This window comes from Actinopolyspora lacussalsi, from assembly GCA_030803735.1.
GTDB classification, from domain to species: Bacteria; Actinomycetota; Actinomycetes; order Mycobacteriales; family Pseudonocardiaceae; genus Actinopolyspora; species Actinopolyspora lacussalsi.
In genome coordinates, this window is sequence record JAURUC010000001.1 from 1,628,869 (window position 1) to 1,645,947 (window position 17,079).

General features: G+C 68.4%; 16 protein-coding genes. 5 read left to right on the forward strand and 11 right to left on the reverse strand.

The window, feature by feature from the left end; translation table 11 throughout:
• The first annotated feature begins 45 nt into the window (after positions 1–45).
• Positions 46–1,056, forward strand: a complete 1,011-nt coding sequence (locus tag J2S53_RS07105; protein WP_456240328.1) for a tyrosine-type recombinase/integrase — start codon at positions 46–48, stop codon at positions 1,054–1,056.
• Between the two features lie 21 nt (positions 1,057–1,077).
• Here J2S53_RS07105 and J2S53_RS07110 read toward each other — a convergent pair whose 3' ends face one another.
• Complete coding sequence (locus J2S53_RS07110) at positions 1,078–1,740, reverse strand: VOC family protein (protein ID WP_456240329.1); 663 nt, start codon at positions 1,738–1,740, stop codon at positions 1,078–1,080.
• 162 nt (positions 1,741–1,902) lie between these two features.
• Entirely contained in the window at positions 1,903–2,265 is a 363-nt protein-coding gene (locus tag J2S53_RS07115; RefSeq protein ID WP_342752583.1) for a hypothetical protein, read from the reverse strand.
• A gap of 144 nt (positions 2,266–2,409) precedes the next feature.
• Between J2S53_RS07115 and J2S53_RS07120 the strand changes: the two genes are divergently transcribed.
• The 3 genes from J2S53_RS07120 to J2S53_RS07130 all read left to right on the forward strand — a co-directional run bounded on the left by J2S53_RS07120 (position 2,410) and on the right by J2S53_RS07130 (position 5,723).
• Positions 2,410–3,231, forward strand: a complete 822-nt coding sequence (locus J2S53_RS07120; RefSeq protein ID WP_456240330.1) for a glycerophosphodiester phosphodiesterase family protein — start codon at positions 2,410–2,412, stop codon at positions 3,229–3,231.
• A 144-nt stretch (positions 3,232–3,375) separates the two neighbouring features.
• Complete coding sequence (locus tag J2S53_RS07125) at positions 3,376–4,773, forward strand: MFS transporter (protein ID WP_456240331.1); 1,398 nt, start codon at positions 3,376–3,378, stop codon at positions 4,771–4,773.
• 593 nt (positions 4,774–5,366) lie between these two features.
• Positions 5,367–5,723: an RNA polymerase-binding protein RbpA gene (locus J2S53_RS07130; protein WP_092927937.1), complete on the forward strand. Its 357-nt coding sequence runs from the start codon at positions 5,367–5,369 to the stop codon at positions 5,721–5,723.
• Positions 5,724–5,828: 105 nt separating this feature from the next.
• On the opposite strand, the gene J2S53_RS07135 is transcribed toward J2S53_RS07130, so the two are convergent.
• From J2S53_RS07135 to J2S53_RS07150, 4 genes are all read right to left on the reverse strand, one after another.
• Positions 5,829–6,623, reverse strand: coding sequence for a polyprenol monophosphomannose synthase (locus J2S53_RS07135; protein WP_456240332.1), 795 nt, complete (start codon positions 6,621–6,623; stop codon positions 5,829–5,831).
• A gap of 97 nt (positions 6,624–6,720) precedes the next feature.
• Positions 6,721–8,259, reverse strand: a complete 1,539-nt coding sequence (lnt, locus tag J2S53_RS07140) for an apolipoprotein N-acyltransferase (RefSeq protein ID WP_456240333.1) — start codon at positions 8,257–8,259, stop codon at positions 6,721–6,723.
• A 271-nt stretch (positions 8,260–8,530) separates the two neighbouring features.
• Positions 8,531–10,147 carry an amidohydrolase gene (locus tag J2S53_RS07145; RefSeq protein ID WP_456240334.1) on the reverse strand — a complete coding sequence of 539 codons (1,617 nt, stop codon included), beginning with the start codon at positions 10,145–10,147 and terminating at the stop codon, positions 8,531–8,533.
• 199 nt (positions 10,148–10,346) lie between these two features.
• Entirely contained in the window at positions 10,347–10,958 is a 612-nt protein-coding gene (locus J2S53_RS07150; protein WP_456240335.1) for an FxsA family protein, read from the reverse strand.
• Between the two features lie 208 nt (positions 10,959–11,166).
• Here J2S53_RS07150 and J2S53_RS07155 point away from each other — a divergent pair, with 208 nt between their 5' ends.
• Positions 11,167–12,276: a GDSL-type esterase/lipase family protein gene (locus J2S53_RS07155; protein ID WP_456240336.1), complete on the forward strand. Its 1,110-nt coding sequence runs from the start codon at positions 11,167–11,169 to the stop codon at positions 12,274–12,276.
• On the opposite strand, the gene J2S53_RS07160 is transcribed toward J2S53_RS07155, so the two are convergent.
• The 5 genes from J2S53_RS07160 to J2S53_RS07180 form a co-directional block, all read right to left on the reverse strand.
• Positions 12,263–12,967: a class I SAM-dependent DNA methyltransferase gene (locus tag J2S53_RS07160; RefSeq protein WP_456240337.1), complete on the reverse strand. Its 705-nt coding sequence runs from the start codon at positions 12,965–12,967 to the stop codon at positions 12,263–12,265. The two genes, J2S53_RS07155 and J2S53_RS07160, sit on opposite strands and share 14 nt — an antisense overlap.
• Positions 12,968–13,347: 380 nt before the next feature.
• The gene (locus J2S53_RS07165) at positions 13,348–13,821 is read right to left on the reverse strand and encodes an Lrp/AsnC family transcriptional regulator (RefSeq protein WP_092973375.1); all 474 of its coding nucleotides are present in this window, start codon (positions 13,819–13,821) and stop codon (positions 13,348–13,350) included.
• On the reverse strand, positions 13,818–14,972 hold the full coding sequence (locus tag J2S53_RS07170; RefSeq protein ID WP_456240338.1) for a M24 family metallopeptidase: 1,155 nt from the start codon (positions 14,970–14,972) through the stop codon (positions 13,818–13,820). Before J2S53_RS07170 ends, J2S53_RS07165 begins: the two co-directional genes overlap by 4 nt.
• 183 nt (positions 14,973–15,155) lie before the next feature.
• Positions 15,156–16,484, reverse strand: a complete 1,329-nt coding sequence (locus tag J2S53_RS07175; protein ID WP_456240339.1) for an MFS transporter — start codon at positions 16,482–16,484, stop codon at positions 15,156–15,158.
• Entirely contained in the window at positions 16,481–17,047 is a 567-nt protein-coding gene (locus J2S53_RS07180; protein WP_456240340.1) for an ArsR/SmtB family transcription factor, read from the reverse strand. Before J2S53_RS07180 ends, J2S53_RS07175 begins: the two co-directional genes overlap by 4 nt.
• Between the last annotated feature and the right edge of the window lie 32 nt (positions 17,048–17,079).

Here is a 17,079-nt window from a genome sequence, read left to right on the forward strand (position 1 = left end):
GACGCCGGATCGTTCCGGCAGCCAACCACGCCGGGAGGTGGCACGGTGCCGACGAGTACACGGGACGCGCCGAACCGACAGCCCCTCACCGATTGGATAGCGGCCTACCTGGAACACCTGCAGGCGCGGAAACTGGCCGAGAACTCACTGCGCGCCTACCGGCGTGACCTCGAATCGATCGCCGCTGAGCTGGCCGAGACGACGGGAACGGACGGCGAGCGACTGCCCGTGGAGTCCGTGACGGCCCAAACGCTGCGTTCGGCGTTCGCCCGGCACGCCGCCAGTCGTTCGGCTTCGTCGGTCACCCGCGCGTGGTCGAGCTGGAACGGGTTCTTCCGGTTCCTGGTCGTGGAGGGCGCGGCCTCGGGGAACCCGATGCCGGTGGTGCCCAAGCCGCGGCTGGCCGCGGCCACCCCGAAACCGCTCAACGGCGAGGAAACCCCGGAGCGGTTGCTGCGGCTGATCGCCCAGGGTGCCCGCAAGGCACGGAACCCCTGGCCTGAGCGGGATCTGGCGATACTGTCCACTCTGCTGTGCACGGGACTGCGCTCGGCGGAACTGCTGGATCTGACCGTCTCGGCGCTGGCGGGCCGAAGCGGCGAACGTCGGCTGCACGTCCGCGGCAAGGGCGGTTCCAACCGGTCGATACCGATCGACGAGTCCCTGGAGGGAGTGCTGGAGGAATACCTGGAAAGCCGCAGGCTGCGGTTCGGGCGGCGACTTCCCGGTGGGGAGCCGTTGTTCGTCAACCATCGGGGTGAGCCGCTGCGGCGCGGCGGGCTGCAGTACCTGGTTCGGCAGTCGCTGCGTGCCGCGGGGGTTTCCGACCGGGTGCAGCGCGGTGCCATGGTGCACGCGTTGCGTCACACCTTCGCGACCCGGCTCGCCGAGGACGGTGCGAACGCCACCGAGATCGCGAAACTGCTGGGGCACACCTCGATCAATTCGAGCCAGGCCTACATAGACGTGACGGCGCGCGAACAGCGGCTGTCCGTGCGGGCGAACCGAACGCACCGGGTGCTGGGCGAACTGTCCAGGGGTTCCGAGTCCGAGTGACCACCGCCCGCGGCGAACGGTTCAGCCGCCCCAGCGGGCCGTCTCCCCCACCAGCGCGGAGACGACCCCGTCGGAGTCGGCGATCACGATGGACTCCCCCAGTACGTCGTGCGGCGCGCGTTCCAGTACCGATCCCCCGAGTTCCGTGACGCGTTCGGCTGCCTCGTCCAGTGCGCCCACCACGAAGTAGCACAGCCAACCGGTGCTCTCCGCCGCACCGCGCGGACCGCTCCGGGCCGCCACCGCGCGTTCCCCCACCGTGTAACTCGTCCTCGGCGAGTCCGTCCGCACCGTCCAGATCAACGACTCGCTCCAGAAGCTGTCGGCGGACTCCGCCTGTGCGGTGCGCAGTTCGACCCAGCACGGCTCGCCCTTGCGGGGCGGTGGCGCCCACGGGCCGTGCTGTGCGCGGCCTCTGACCATGCTCGCGCAGGTGTCCTCCGGGCCCGAGAGATCTCCGTCCGTGGTGGCACCCGCGAACACGAGTTGCCACTGCGGGGTTCGTCGGGAACGGTTCGTGCGGAGCGTGGCGCACTTGCGCTCACCGACCCAGCACTCGAAGCCTTCCTCGGATCGCAACACCGTCCAGTCCAGCAGTTTCCGGTAGAAGCCTGCGGTGGCGGCGGGATCGGCAGTACGCAGCTCGGCGCGGCGCAGGCCGCAAACCGCTGAGTTTGGGGGCAACGTTGTAGCTTCCTAGCCGGTACCGGAGTGACCGTGCTGCGACGATCGCGGTGTCGTCGCGGCGATCACTCGCTTGGGGCAGCGTTCGGCGTATCATCTTGGCTAACCACGCCGCTGTTGGCAATGCTCCGTTCGGAGCAACGGAGAGGACCGTTCATCGTGCTAGCGGATACGTTCCAAGTCACGCGCGCTGTCCAGCAGCTGCTGCGCCAGACTTCGTACCTCCGCCTGTTCCGCACCCTCACCCGCCGCCGTGGCGACGTCCTCGGCGGCGCACCGCAGCTGGAACAGTCTGTCCTGCAGATCGTCGAGTTCCGCCCCGGAAAGCACCACCGCGTCCTCCGGCAGCCCACCGCGCTGTACCGCCGCGCGACGCTCGTAGGCCCGCTGTCTGCAGGACTGCGCGCAGTACATGCGTGGGCGACCGACACTGCCTGCGCCCGGTATCCGACGACCGCACCACGAACAGTGCCGCGGTGTTCGGGTGCGTGGTTCGAGCGATTCGATATCGGATGTTGTCTCCACGGTTGACCACGCTAGTCCGAATCAGGCTCATTTGCGGGCAGGCACGCCGAAAAATCCTTCCGTACCGGCCGACGGGGGGACGACACCGACAGTCATCGGGTACCCCTCGCGGACTCGCCGCGGGACTCGTTGCACAGTGGTGCGATGTACGGCTCGTCCCCGGCTTCCTCCCGGCAGCACCCGTTCCTGAGTCCCGAGCTCCGTCCCCGCGCGTTCGCGCACCGGGGTTGGCACATCGGCGAACTGGCGGGCATGGAGAACTCGCTCAGTGCCTTCCGGCGTGCGGTTCGAGAGGGGTTCCACTACCTGGAGACGGACGTGCACTCCACTTCGGACGGTGTCGCGGTGGTGCACCACGACGCCGACCTGCGCCGGACCACCGACAGCACCGGTGAGATCCATCGTCGGCGCTGGTCGAGCGTCTCCGACGCGCGCGTCGGAGGACGTGAACCGGTGTGCTCGTTGGACCAGTTGCTGGAGGAACTGCCAGAGGCGCTGCTCAACATAGACGTCAAGGCGGATTCGGCGGTGGTGGCGACGCTGCGAACGATCCGGCGGCACAACGCCTGGCACCGGGTGTGTCTGGCGGGTTTCTCCGATCGGAGGCTGGGGGTGCTGCGGGCACACGGGGACGCCCGCCTGCTCACCTCCATGGGACCGATGGAGATCGGTGGGCTCTGGTTGGGCTCGCGGGCATCCGCTCTCGCGGGGACGGTGGGCCGCGCCTCGCTACCCGTCGGAGTCGCGGCCCAGGTGCCGCGTAGGCATCGTGGATTGCACGTCGTGGACCGGCGGTTCGTCGAACGAGCACACGCCCGAAGCACCGAGGTGCACGTGTGGACCGTGGACGATCCGGGGGAAATGGCCGAGCTGCTGGACGTGGGTGTCGACGGGGTGTTGACCGACCGTCCGGATCTGCTGCGGGACGTCCTGCGCGGGCGGGAGCAGTGGCACACGGCCCGGTAGCGCATCGTTCTCCGCCGATCGTTCTCCGCCGGACGAACCAGGGGTTCACCACTTCTGAGTGGAACTACGCATTGCCACACCCGGTTCGGACGAGAAAGGTCCTCGAAGTAGTCGACGCGATGACCGATCTCGAGGACGGAGCGCATGGCCGCCACAGACGCGGAGTTCACGCCGGAAACGGCCCGGCGGCGCGAGCACAGCGGTTGGTGCTGGTACGACTGGGCCAACTCGGTGTTTCCCACCTCGATCACGACGGTGTTCCTGTCGCTGTACCTGACCACGGTGGCGACCCGGGCAGCGGAGTCCGACACGGCACGCAACGGCGCGGCGGCCTGCCCGGGAGGTGACGCGCTGCAGCGGTGTGACATCGCCGTGCTGGGTTGGTCGTTCCCGGCCGGTTCGCTGTGGGGTTATCTGCTCGCGTTGGCCGCGGTGGTTCAGGTGCTGGTCCTGCCGATCGCGGGAGCTGTCGCCGACCGGACCCGCGACAAGCGGAGAATGCTGGGGATCTTCGCCTTCTGCGGGGCGGGAACCACCGCGTTGCTGGCTTTGGTGGGCGGGCAGAACTGGCTGTTGGGCGCCGTGCTCTTCCTGTTGGCGAACCTGTGTTTCGGGGCGGCCGTGGTGGTCTACTACTCACTGCTGCCGGAGATCGCGCACGCCGACGAACGCGACGGACTGTCGGCGCGTGGCTGGGCGTTCGGCTACCTGGGGGGCGGGGTGGCTCTCGCGCTGCACCTGATGCTCTACGTCGGGCACGACGCGCTAGGCATCGGTGAGGACACGGCGGTACGGCTGGTATTCGTCTCCGCCGGGGTGTGGTGGGCCGTGTTCACCGTACTGCCACTGCGGCTACTGCCGGGCAGGCGACCGGGCGCGAGTTCCGAGGGACCGGTGCTGCGTGCCGGTTTCCGGCAGCTGGGTGCCACGCTGCGGCAGGCACGGCGGCTCCCGTTGACCCTGGCCTTTCTCGGCGCGTACATGGTCTTCACCGACGGCATCAGCACGGTGTTCAAGGTGTCGGCACAGTACGGTGAGCTGGAGCTCGGTCTCGACCGACAGGTTCTGATCACGACGATCCTGATCGTACAGTTCATAGCGTTTCTCGGTGGGATGCTGCACGGCTGGGTGGCGCGCAGGCTGGGAGCCAAGCGCACGATCATGCTCAGCCTGACGGTTTGGATCGTGGTGCTGTCCGGGGCGTTCTTCACCCAGCAGGGGGAACCGTTGCAGTTCTACGGGGTCGCGGCCGGGATCGGCCTGGTACTCGGCGGAACGAACGCGTTGTCGCGTTCGTTGTTCAGCCAGATGATCCCGGCCGGGAGCGAGGCCGAGTACTTCTCGCTCTACCAGATCGGCGAGCGCTCCACTTCGTGGGTGGGACCGCTGCTGTTCGCGGCGGTGGGACAGGCGACCGGTTCGTTCCGACTGGCGATCCTGTCGTTGCTCGGTTTCTTCGTGCTGGGCCTGCTGCTGGTCTCGATGGTGCCGGTACGTCGAGCGATCCGGCAGGCGGGCAACCCCGCTCCCAAAGTGCTCTGATCGAAATTTTCCGGACGGGTCGACCGGATGCTCGCACGGAGGGAACTTCCCGCCGGATCTCGCGTCGGGATACCCGACATCGGGCAACGAGGTCTAGTGACTCCGACGTGGGTCGACGATCGCCCGGAAAGGTATTCGTACGGGTTCCCGGCACGTCGCTGCCGGCAACACTGCTCCAAATCGGTGACACTGTCCCCCCGCTCATCCGTGTGTTGGCATATTCCAGTACCTTGCGTCACTATCGGAGTGAGGGCAGCATTAATTACGAAGAGTAACGATACGCTTGCTCATCAACACGAAAGAGGAAGTGAGATCGGTCGCATTCCGAAACATGTCCGGGTTGGTATTTGGTCCGAGTGACGGGTGTTCTGGCACTATCACCCGTTCAGACGCACCTGTGGGTTACGAGAGGGAAAACGCGTCACGAACGCCGCAACCGTGCATCTCACGGGTAGTCGACCTAGTTGACGAGTGAATGTCGTCACCGACGGCAACCAGGAACCTCATACCGGGAACAGACGACGAGGCCCACGTCGTTGCACTCGGTGAGCACAGCCGCCCGGACCCCGGGCCCCGAAGCGAAAGGAACCGTCATGGCCGACCGCGTTCTGCGTGGCAGCCGGCTCGGAGCGGTGAGCTACGAGACGGATCGTAACCACGACCTCGCACCGCGCCGGACGGTGCGCTACGCCTGCTCCAAGGACCACGAGTTCGAGGTGCCCTTCTCCGACGACGCCGAGATCCCGTCGACCTGGGAATGTCGCCTGCACGGCACCGAGTCGAAGATCATCGACGGCAGCCAGCCGGAGCAGAAGAAGGCCAAGCCGCCGCGCACCCACTGGGACATGCTGCTGGAGCGCCGCAGCGTCCCCGAGCTCGAGGAACTGCTCAACGAGCGGCTGGAGGAGTTGCGCGCACGCCGTAACCGGCCCACCGAGAGCACGAACTGACCGTGCGACCGCACACGGGCGTCCGTTCCACCGGGTGAACGGGCGCCCGTTCGGTTTGGGCCCGGGTTCTCCTCGACAGCCCGAACGTGCTCCCGCACACCGATGTCACCGACCGCGTCGCAGCGGTGCCCTCCCGCCGCTCAGCCAGGCAAGCAGCCGACGCCCCCTGCGGCGCAGTCCCCACTTGGTCACCCGCAACAGTGCCTCCCGCACGATCGAGCCGTTCATCTTCGACTCGCCGCTTTCCCGCTCCACGAAGGTGATGGGCACCTCCGCCACGGTGCTGCCCGTCTCCACGACGCGCATCGCCAGATCCACCTGGAAGCAGTAACCCTGCGAAGCCACGGTGTGCAGCTCCAGCTCGCGCAGCACCTCGCCCCGGTAAACCCGGAAGCCACCGGTGAGATCGTTGATCGCCACCCCGAGTGCCCACTTGGAGTAGACGTTGCCGCCTCGCGACAACAGGGATCGGTACCAGGGCCAGTTCAGCACGGTCCCACCCGGGACGTATCGCGACCCCAGCACCATGCCCGCCCGGGGAAGCGCTTCGAGCATGGTGGTCAGCTGCTCCGGGGCGTGCGAACCGTCGGCATCCATCTCCACGATCGCCTCGTAACCGCGCCGGAGCGCCCAGTCGAAGCCCGCGACGTAAGCGGCACCGAGCCCGGCCTTGGCGGCACGGTGCAGCACGTGGATCCGCTCGTCGACCGCGGCGATCTCGTCTGCCAGCGCACCGGTCCCGTCCGGGCTGTTGTCGTCGACGATCAGGACGTGTGTGGTGGGCACGGCCGTGGTCAGCCGCCGCACGATGGTTCGCAGATTCTCCCGCTCGTTGAAGGTCGGAATCACCACGAGTACCGAGGACGCGGTGGAGTTCGCCGACTGCCGCGGATTCGTCATCGCTTTCCCCTCGCACACTCACCGCCGTCGACATCCGGCCGGCCGGCGGCACGTCCTCCGGCCGAAGCGATCGAACGGCCCGCAACGGTAGGTCGTATCAACGGGCCCGCCTCGGCGCACGGTCGCGGTAGCGCCGCAGTGAGGTCGACAGCACAGCCCCCGCGCCGAGGGCGGTCACCAACCAGGTGACGTAGCGGCCCAGGAAGGTGGCCACCGTGTTCGACGAACGCAGCGGCACGTCGGCCACGACCGTCTCGGCGGTGAACTGCTCCGTGCTCCGCCGCACGCTCCCGTCCGGCCGCACCACGGCACTCACTCCGGAGGTGGCTGCCACGAGCGCCGCACGATCGTGTTCGACCGCACGCAACCGGGCCATGGCCAGCTGCTGATAACTCATCTCCGAACGGCCGTACCACGCGTTGTTGGTGGGTAACGCGAACAGATCGGCTCCGGCACGCGCCGCTTCCCGGAACACGTCGTCGTAGGCCACGTCGTAACAAATCCCCACTCCCAGCCGTGCGGGTCCGGCGGCCAGCACCCCCGGCTCCTCCCCCGCGGTCATGTCCTGCTGGAACCTCTGAACGAAGGGACTCACCGCACCCGCCACCGAGCGCAGCGGAATCTTCTCGGCGAACGGCACCAGGTGCTGCTTGACGTATTCCCCGGTGGCCCCGTTGTCCGGTCCCCAACGCACGATGCGATTGCTGAGCCCACCGTCCGGACCGTAAGCGAGACCACCGACGATCACCGGCGCACCGATCCGCTCGGCGACACGCCGCAACGCCGGATCCCGCCGCTGTGCTCCCCAGGAGCCGACCTGTTCGGGCAGCAGCACGAAGTCGGGGCGTCGAACCCGTCCGGCGGCCACGTCAGCCGCCAACCGGCGAGCGGACCGGATGTGGTTCGCCTGCAGCTGCTCGTCCCGATACAGCAGATCCAGACCGACGTTGGGGGCATTGCCCTGCACGACGGCCACCGTGGCGGTCCCGGATCGACTTCCCGCGCCGACGGTGGGAAGCACCGCCAGCCCCGCCATGACGGGCACCAGGACCGCGCAGACCGGCACGACGAACAGCCGAACCGTGCCACGGATCCCCCCTCGACCGCGCTCGACACCACCTCTTGGCCACGGCGACCGGCTCACCGACTCGGCCAGTCCCGCCCCGATCAGTGCCACGGCGAAGCCGACCAGCGCGGTGCCCCCGACCGACGCGAGCGGCAGCAGCACACCATCGGTCTGGGTGAACGCCAGCCGCCCCCACGGGAAACCGCCGAAAGGCAGCGCGGAACGCAGCACCTCGGCCGCCAGGAAAACAGCCGCCTGCCAGACGGGGGCGGCGGGCAGGCGGGTGACCCGGGCCGCACCCGCTCCGGCGAGGCCGAAGAACAGCGCTTGGACCAGACACACCCCGAGCCACGGCCACGGACCGAACTGCGCACCGAGGAAATCCAGCAGCCAGCCGAGCAGCGGGAGGGTGTAGGCCAACCCGAACAGCAGCCCGTACCAGAAGCCGGCCCGGGCACGGCCTCCGCGCACGGCGAGCACGAAACCGGCCACCGCTACCGGGGAGAGCCACCACAGCTCACGCGGTGGGCACGACCAGTAAAGCAGGAGCCCGGCGAGCACGGCCGACACGAGCCGCACCGGTATCGGGAAGCGAGCGCGTTTCGAACGGATTCCGGCCCGGAGGCCGGTATGCCGTTCGCCTCCCGAACTCACCCTGGGGACAACCAACCGATCAACCTTCGCCGCCAACGAGCAACTCGGCCACCACCACCGGCGGCACACGGGGCGAATCTACTCCGCCGTTACGCTCCCCCGAACACGCGTGGTGGTGGCGACGCTCACGGCAACAGGACGGCGGGCTCCCCGGCTCCGGTACCGCCCGGTCAGTGATCCCGACGGCTCACTGGTCCTCGTCCCCGGGGTCGCGCTGGTGAATGGTTTCACCGCGCAGCACGGTGCGCAGGCAACGCGGCAGTCTCGCCTCGGGGGACACGTCCGGCAGGTCGGGAACGCCGGAACGGGAATCGGTCGACCAGCGACGTACGCGCGAGTCCTGCACCGGTGAGACGAACTCGTCGACGTTCCACACCGCGTAGGTGGCCGTGGCTCCCGGAACAAGGGTTCCGGTCACGCCGTCGTCGACTCCCGCGGCTCGCCAACCGCCCCTGGTGTGCGCGTTGAACGCGGCCCGCGGGGAGATGCCGAAGCCCTCGGTCCGGTGGTGCACGGCGGCTCGGATCGCCTCCCAGGGGCCGAGGGGGGTGACCGGAGCGTCGGAACCGAACGCGAGCACCAGACCACTGGAGGCCAGCTCGGAGAACGGGTTCAACCTCGCACCCCGCCGCGGGCCGAGCCTGCTGGCGTACATCCGCGAGGTGCCACCCCACGAGGAGTCGAAGCAGGGCTGCACCGAGGCCACCACTCCGTAGCCCGCCAATTCGCCGGCGAGCTCACCGTCGATCATCTCCAGGTGTTCCAGTCGATGCCGGCTGCCCGCCAGTTCCGGGGTGCCGACCACTCGGGCGGCACGTCGGAACCCCTCACCCACCTCGGCGACCCCGGCATCGCCGATGACGTGGAAACCTGCCTGCACACCGTTGCGGGTGCAGTCCACGAGGTGCTCGGCGATGGCGTCGGCATCGAGGTAGAGCACTCCCGAGGTGGTGGGCGAGTCGGTGTAGGGCTCCCGCAGCGCCGCGGTGCGCGATCCCAGCGCACCGTCCACGAAAAGATCACCCCCGAGTCCTTTGGCCCCGAGCTCTCGCCCGGTCTCCAGCGCCCCCAGCTCCCCCCAGTAGCCGACGACCTCGGGAACCCCGCCCTGCCTGGAGAGCATCATCAGATCCGCGAGATCGTCGGCACCCGAGATGTCCGGTCCCGCGCACTCGTGAACACAGGCTATGCCCTGCGAGGCCGCGTGACGCAGGAAAGCTGCCTGAGCCTCCCTGCGCTGCAGCGGGCTGAGCGATTCCCGCGCGGCGCTGCGGGCGTGATGGTGCGCGACGCGTGTGAGTGGTCCCTGCTCGTCCCAGCCCTCGGCGCCCTTCGCCAGCGGCGCCCGGTCGAGCAGCGCGCTGGAGACGAGTGCCGAGTGCACGTCGATGCGGGACAGGTAGACCGGAGCCCCGCGGGCGGCCTCGTCCACCTCGGCCCTGGTGGGAGGACGTTGTTCGGGCCACCAGCTCTCGTCCCAGCCGTGCCCCCAGACGAGCCTGCCGGGGTGCTCGGCCACGTAGTCCCGCAACGCGTGCAGGAACTCGGTCAGCGAGGCGCACCCCGTGAGGTCGAGTCCGTTGAGCAACAGACCGCTCGAGGTCGCGTGCACGTGCGAATCCACGAAGGCGGGCGCCACGAACGCGCCGTCCAGCTCGACGATGTCGGCGTCCGGATGCAACGCACGGCCAACCGTGTCGGTGCCAACCCAGGCGATGGTGCCGTCCTTGACGGCCATCGCGGTGGCGTCCGGATTGCCCGGCGAATGGATTCGCCCGCCGAGCAAGAGCGTGGTGTCGGACATGTATCGGACCTGGCCCCTGTAGTTCACCCTCGCGTGTGCAACCTGCGCGAACCGCCCGACCGTCACTCGTCGTGTTCCGAGTCGCGTATCCGGCCGTACCGCCGTGCGGCACTACCGCCACGGCTCGTGGCCGTCGGTCGCGGTCGCCCCCGAGTAGCTTAACCCGCTGCTTGTACTCGCCCGACCACAGCCGACCCACTCAGGACTGTCGCCGGTCCTGGCCGTCTTCCTCGTCGGTTCCACCCCGGCGGAGCGGATTGGAACCGTGATCGTACCGCTCGTGATCGTCGTCCTCCGAGACGGATATGACCTCGCCGTCGATCACGTCCTCGTCACCGCTACCGGTCGACTGCCCACGACCGGTTCCGAAACCGGGGGCGGTGAACGCGTCCGGACCGAAGGCCGCGGGGCCGAAACCGGCAGGATCGAAACCGGCCATGCGTTCCCGCATCAACCGCTGCCTGCGTTCGGCGCTGCGCCGCATCCGGGTTCGCAGTACCGCACGGACCGGAGGCAACAGCAACAGCAGACCGAACAGATCGCTGATCAGGCCGGGGATCATGATCAGGAATCCGCTGCCACTCACGAGCACGCCGTCCGAGATCTCACGCTCGGGGGGCCGGCGCGACCGGGCCGCCTCGGAGAACTCGCGCAGTGTCCTGCGCCCCTCACGGCGCAGCAGCCAGGATCCGATCAGCGCACCGGCGAGCAGTAACCCGATAGTGGGAAAAACCCCGATGAGCTGACCGACCAGAACAAGTACGCTGACCTCGACGGCGAACCCGACGAGCAGCAGGATCAGTATCGGCACGTCGCGCTGGCACCTCCGCTAACAGAACCTTCTGCAGACAACAACGCGCGAGTAAACCGAATTACTCCCGAGGCCCGGTTCGTCCCACGCCGCCCCACCTCCGGAACCGGCCGGCGGCGAGTCGGGACGGTGGTGTCCGAAACGTTACCCGAACTCGGATCGGGCACCGTGCCACCCACCACCCACGGGGCCATAGACTTCGGGGGTGATGCGAACACGCACAGCCAAACTGATCACCCTGTTCCTGGTCGGAAGCGTGTTCGCACTGGTGCTGCTCGTCAGCGACAGACCGGTGCAGGTACCACAACCACCGGAGCCGGAACTGCCCCGCGCGGTGGTCACCCTGGGCGACAGCACGATCTCCGGCGAGGGTGCGGGCGATTACCTCCCCGGTACCGACGGGCGCGACGGCAACTGGTGTCACCGCTCCTCCGAGGCCATGGTGCACCAACTGCGGCTACCTACCGATGTGAAACGCTTCAACCTCGCCTGTTCCGGCGCGAAAGCGGGTACCGTCGGCCTCGACTCCGGCTCGGACGACAGCAGGCCCTCGCAGGCGGGCCAGCTCGCACGGCTCGCCGAGCGATACCGCATCACCGACATCGTGGTGGCTGTCGGTGCGAACAACGAGCCCGATTTCGTGGGTGTGCTGAACTCCTGTGTCCGCGCGTGGTTCACCAAGAGTTCGGGCGGCTGCTCGCGGCGGCTGCGGGACGAGTGGCCCGACCGCGTAGCGGAGATGCGGCCCAAGGTCGCCGACGCGCTGGCCGACATCAAAAACGTCATGCGCCGCGCCGGCTACTCGCGGGACAGCTACTCGCTGGTGCTGCAGTCCTACGCCTCCCCGGTCGCGCCGGGCATTCGCCCGGATCTGCGAGGACTGTCCGGCTGTCCGTTACGCACCGTCGACGTGCGTTGGGTCCGCGACACTGCCGTCCCGCAACTCTCGGAGGGACTGCGCGAGGTGGCCGAGCAACAGGACGTGCGGTTCCTCGACCTCGCACGCGCCGGGTACGGGCACGAGGCCTGTACCACACCGAGCGAATCGGCGGACACGGAATGGTTCCGCCGCCTCGCCGTCGACTGGCAGGATCTGGAGCACGACGAACGCGCCTCGCACGCGATGCAGGAGTCGTTTCACCCCAACGCGGCCGGATACGAGCGCATAGCGGGTTGCCTCGAGGACTTCCTGCCGTCCGGTAGGCAACAGGCGGAGTGCGTCACCACCGGCGACGGATCCCTGCGCGTGGCTCCGCTCGACGGAAACACCGCCGAACCGCCCCCGGGGGAGAGCTCGGACACCGTCACTCCACCTTGAACGCCTTGACGAACAGGAACACTGGCTTGCTGCTCAGTTCCACGTACGCGTCGGGGGAGAGCTCGTTGAGCTCGGGCAGCGGACGCGGTTCACCGATGGTGTCGATCACGAAACCGGAGCGGTGCAGTTGCTCGAACACCGCCGAGAGGGGTCTGCGGTAGAAGGACACCGAAACCTCCTGCCCGCCCACCGGCCACGTCTCGGTGACCAGTTCGGTACGCAGGTAGTCGGGACGTCCGAACCACTGCCAGTCGGCGGCGGGGTGATGTACCGAGAACACCAGCTCGCCATCGGCCACCAGGCACCTGTTGAGTTCGGTCAACAACGGTTCCCAGTCCGCCAGGTAGTGCAGTACCAGGGAGGCCACCACCAGGTCGGTGCTGGAGTCGGTGACGAGATCGAGCGGTTCGGACAGATCCGCCACGTCGAACTCGGCGCGACCGTCGAGTCTGCGACGGGCGAGTTCGACCATCCTGGGCTCGCGGTCCACTCCGAACACCGCGGCGCCACGTTCGACGAGCTGCTCGGACAGCACACCGGCGGCACATCCGAGTTCGAGCACTCGCTTGCCGGCTACGTCGCCGGCGAGGTCCAGTACGGCCGGACGGTCGTAGTAGGCATTGGCCGGGCTGTGTTCGGAGTGCAGGGCGTAGGCTTCCGCGAACTGATCGTAGATCGTATTGCGTGCCACCCGATTACGGTAGTGGAATTTCCGGCGATCTTCATCCGATGCGACGGGCGCGCCCACACCGACACGCCGAGCACCGGCGTGTCCCGCTTGTACTCACCCGAACGAGTAGCCCGTTCGCTGCCGCGTTACCAGTGCCGACCCCCGTTCACTCCCACAGGCCGGGCCCCGAGCACTCTCATACGCCGAGCTCCTACCACTCCCGCAAGCCGAACCCCCACCACCCTGGCAGTCGGCACCGCCGCGGGTTCTCCGGTGCGGCTCTCGCGAGGACGGCCCCGACGTTGTGTAGGGCCGCTACCCGATGTCGGGGCACCCGCAGCGAGAGCCGCACCAGAGGTTCCGCCAAGCGCCCATCCCGGCAGACCGGGACGCGAATCCCCCTAAAGTTCCGGGGCGCGGTTCTCGAAGGGGGTGGACAGGACCACGGTGGTCCGGGTGGAAACCTTCGCCGACTCGCGGATCTGCCGCAGCAGATCCTCCAGCGCCAGCGGCGAGGCCACCCGAACCTGCAGGATGTAGGATTCGTCACCGGCCACCGAGAAGCAGGACTCGATCTCCGGCAGATGCTCCAATCGCTGTGGATAGTCGTCCGGAGCCGCCGGGTCGATCGGGGTGAGCGAGATGAACGCCGTCAGCGGCAGCCCGATCTGCTCTCCGTCCACCCTGGCCGTGTAACCGCGCAGCGCTCCGCGTTGTTCCAGCCTCCGGACACGTTGGTGCACCGCCGAGACACTGAGCCCGACCCGCTCGCCGAGATCGGTGAAACTGCACCGCCCGTCCCGGAGCAGTTCACGGAGAATGGCCCGATCGGTCGCCTCGAGTTCGGAACTCTGCGCGGCATTCCGGTCTGTCACGTCGGCAGCACCACCAACTCGTGCGGCTGGTTGTTCACGCTCTCGACACCGTGCTCGGTGACCACGACGATGTCCTCGATCCTGGCACCCCAGTGTCCCTGTTGGTAGATCCCCGGCTCGATGCTGAACGCCATTCCCGGCTCGAGCGCGATCTCGTTGCCCCCCATGATGTAGGGCTCCTCGTGCACGTCCAGACCGATGCCGTGCCCGGTGCGGTGCACGAAGTAGTCACCGAAGCCGGCAGCGGCGATCGGTTCCCTGGCGGCGGCGTCGACCTCGGCGGGCGTGGCTCCGGGGCGCACCCGATCCACGGCGGCCCGCTGGGCGGCGTGCAGCACCTCGTAGGTGTCACGCACGTCGGAGTCCCGCGGCTCGCCCAGCGAATAGGTGCGGGTGCAGTCCGAGTTGTAACCGCTGGGCATCGGGCCCCCGATGTCCACCACGACCACGTCGCCCTCCCGGATCACCCGCTCGGAAAGCGCGTGGTGCGGGCTGGCCCCGTTCGGGCCGGAACCGACGATCACGAACTCAGCCTCGGCGTGCCCCTCCTCGAGGATCGCCCTGCTGATGTCGGCACCCACCTCGGCCTCGGTGCGACCGACTCGCAGGAACTCGCCCATCCGGGCGTGTACCCGGTCGATGGCGGCGCCGGCCTCGCGCAGGGCGTCGATCTCGGCGGGGTCCTTGCGCATCCGCAGGGCGCGCAGCACCGGGTTGGCCAGCACCTGCTCGGTCTCCGGCAGGGCGGTGCGCAGCGGCAGGGTGTGCAGGGCGGGCATCACGTCCGCCACACCCACCCGGGAAGGGGTGGCACCGTCACGACGCAGCAGATCCGCCACGATGCCGTGCGGATCCTGCCCGTCCACCCAGGTGACGATCTCCAGCCCGAGTTCCCGCGCGGGCACCCCGGAGTAACCGAGTTCCTCGAGTTTGGGAACGACCAGCACGGGCGAAGCCGTGCTGCCCGCCGCGGGCAGCACCAGGCAGCTGAGGCGTTCGAAGGACTCACCGTCCACCCCGATGAGGTAACCGAGGTCGGAGCCGGGCGAGATCAGCAGCGCGTCGATGTCCGCGCCTGCGGCCTTCTCGGCCGCGTGCTGTAGCCGCGCCGAGAGCACTGTGGGGTCCTGCTTCGTTGCAACGGTGGACATGGCCCAACTCTAAGTGCCCCGGTTACGGGGAGGTCGGCTGGCCGGGGTGCCGAGAAACCCGTACCGGGGCGGAAGCTTCCGGCGACTCGTACCACGAGCGCCACCTCTCCGACGGTACGAGAGCGACGTGACGGTTCCGGAGCGCACAACGGGAGGGAGAAAAGCGCTCCGGAACCGACACGCTCACCATCCCCGGTCCTCGGTCTGCCGACCACAACCCGGAGATGACGAATCCACCAACTCCTGCCCGCCGTGCGGTGTACTTCCCACGACCACCTCCTCGGCCGTCGGCCGAGTTCGGGGACGGTTCATCTCATGCCAACCACCACCGAGAACCGGTATCGCCAACGCGACCAGATAGAGCAGGGCCGTGCAGGTCAGGGTGGTACGCAGCCCGATCCCCTCCACCGCCAGGCCACCGAACAACACGCCGAGCGGGGTACCGCCCTGCGCCACGAGGGTCGTCAGGCTCAGCACGCGTCCGCGCAGCTCGGCGGGGATTCGCTCGTAGCTCACGGCGGCCAGGATCGGGTTGATCATTCCGGCGACCAGTCCGCACCCGACCACCACGCAGAAAAGCACCGCGAATCCGGACCCCGCGGCCATCGCGAGGTGGGGCGGGATCGGTCCCAGCGCGAACGCGAACGTGAACAGCATCCTCCGACGTCGCACCCGCGCGCCGAGCCAGGTGAACAGCAGGTTCCCCGTGAGCGCGGCGCCGCCCAACGCGCCGACCAGCACCCCGAGTGCCAGCGAGTCGTGCAGTATCCGCGCCGAGTAGGTCGGGAGCAGTACTCCCGTCAACGCCAGGTCGAGGGTGTTCGTCAGCAACAGCAGTACCACGATCCAGGTGATCAGCCGGTCGCGACGGAGATAACCGATCCCGGCGGCGAATCGGCGCGCGAACCCCTCGGATGTGTCCTGCCCCGCTGACCCCGATGTGGTCACGCCGCGCGCGGCGTAGGCGACCAGCAGCGCGGAGAGCGTCATCACGGCGGTGGCGATCCACAGCACACCCGGCGGATCGAACAGCGCGAGCGCTCCGCCCGCCAACGGCGCCCCCGACAGGTGCCCCGCCCGCAGCGCGGCGTCCATCCCTCCCGCACCGCGTTCCATCGCCACCCCGGCGTTGCCGACCAGTTCCGGAACAGCGACCCGGCGAGCGGTCTGGCCGGGTTCGCGGAACGCTCCGAACGCACCTGCCAGCGACATAAGCGACCAGAGCGTGAGACCTGTGGTGGTTTCCGCCAGCGGAATCGCGCCGATGCAAAGCGCGGCGGCCAGATCGGCCAGCGGCGCGGTACGTGCCGGCCCGACGCGGTCGATCAGCGGGCCGCTGAGCGCGGTGGCGAGCAGCATTCCCACGAGTTCGGCCGCGGTGACCATACCCACGTTCGCGGCGCTTCCCGTGGTCATGAGCACGAACCACGGGATCGCCACGAATCCGGCCGCGCTGGCGGCACTGACGGTGCCGGTCGACAACCACAGCACCAGTAACCGTAAGCGGTTCATTCCCGCCGCTCCCCTCGTGGGAAGGCGCGCAGCTGCACCATTACCGGTTCGTCACCCGCCGCGGGGGCGCGGCGGTAGCGTTCCACGAGTCGACCGGCTTCGGCGGTGAACTCGGCCAGTTCGTCCCGCGAGAGGGAAAGCTGCCAGTCCGACAGTTCCGAGGCCTCGATCCACTCCTCGGACCACTCGGGCAGTCTGGCCAGGAATCCGGCGAGTTCGCGGTGGTGGTTGGCGGCTATCTCGTGCAGCAGGGTGCTCAGCGCGGGACCGAGTTCGGTGTCGGCGCTGAACCTCTCGGGGTGCAACGCGGTTTCGGCGTGCGTGGCCCGCCACCAGCGTTCCCTGCGGTTGCCGCGTTCGGTGTCCTGTTCGACGAAGCCGTGTTCGGCGAGTTGCCGCAGGTGCCAACTGGTGGTTCCCGAACGCTGCTCGAAGCGCTCAGCGAGCTGGGTGGCCGTCGCGGGGCCCTCGGCACGCAGCTCGGCGAGGATCCGGATCCGCAGCGGGTGAGCCAGTGCCCGCAGTCCGGCCGCGTCGAGCTCGTAGCTGTGTCCTTCGGTCACCCGGCACACCGTAAACCACCAAGAAATCTCTG

What these genes read in the sequence shown, in the direction of transcription:
- J2S53_RS07120 (WP_456240330.1), top strand. Translation starts at nt 2,410, where the DNA reads ATGTACGGCTCGTCCCCGGCTTCCTCCCGGCAGCACCCGTTCCTGAGT.
- J2S53_RS07125 (WP_456240331.1), top strand. Translation starts at nt 3,376, where the DNA reads ATGGCCGCCACAGACGCGGAGTTCACGCCGGAAACGGCCCGGCGGCGC.
- J2S53_RS07130 (WP_092927937.1), top strand. Translation starts at nt 5,367, where the DNA reads ATGGCCGACCGCGTTCTGCGTGGCAGCCGGCTCGGAGCGGTGAGCTAC.
- J2S53_RS07135 (WP_456240332.1), bottom strand. Translation starts at nt 6,623, where the DNA reads ATGACGAATCCGCGGCAGTCGGCGAACTCCACCGCGTCCTCGGTACTC.
- J2S53_RS07145 (WP_456240334.1), bottom strand. Translation starts at nt 10,147, where the DNA reads ATGTCCGACACCACGCTCTTGCTCGGCGGGCGAATCCATTCGCCGGGC.
- J2S53_RS07155 (WP_456240336.1), top strand. Translation starts at nt 11,167, where the DNA reads ATGCGAACACGCACAGCCAAACTGATCACCCTGTTCCTGGTCGGAAGC.
- J2S53_RS07170 (WP_456240338.1), bottom strand. Translation starts at nt 14,972, where the DNA reads ATGTCCACCGTTGCAACGAAGCAGGACCCCACAGTGCTCTCGGCGCGG.
- J2S53_RS07175 (WP_456240339.1), bottom strand. Translation starts at nt 16,484, where the DNA reads ATGAACCGCTTACGGTTACTGGTGCTGTGGTTGTCGACCGGCACCGTC.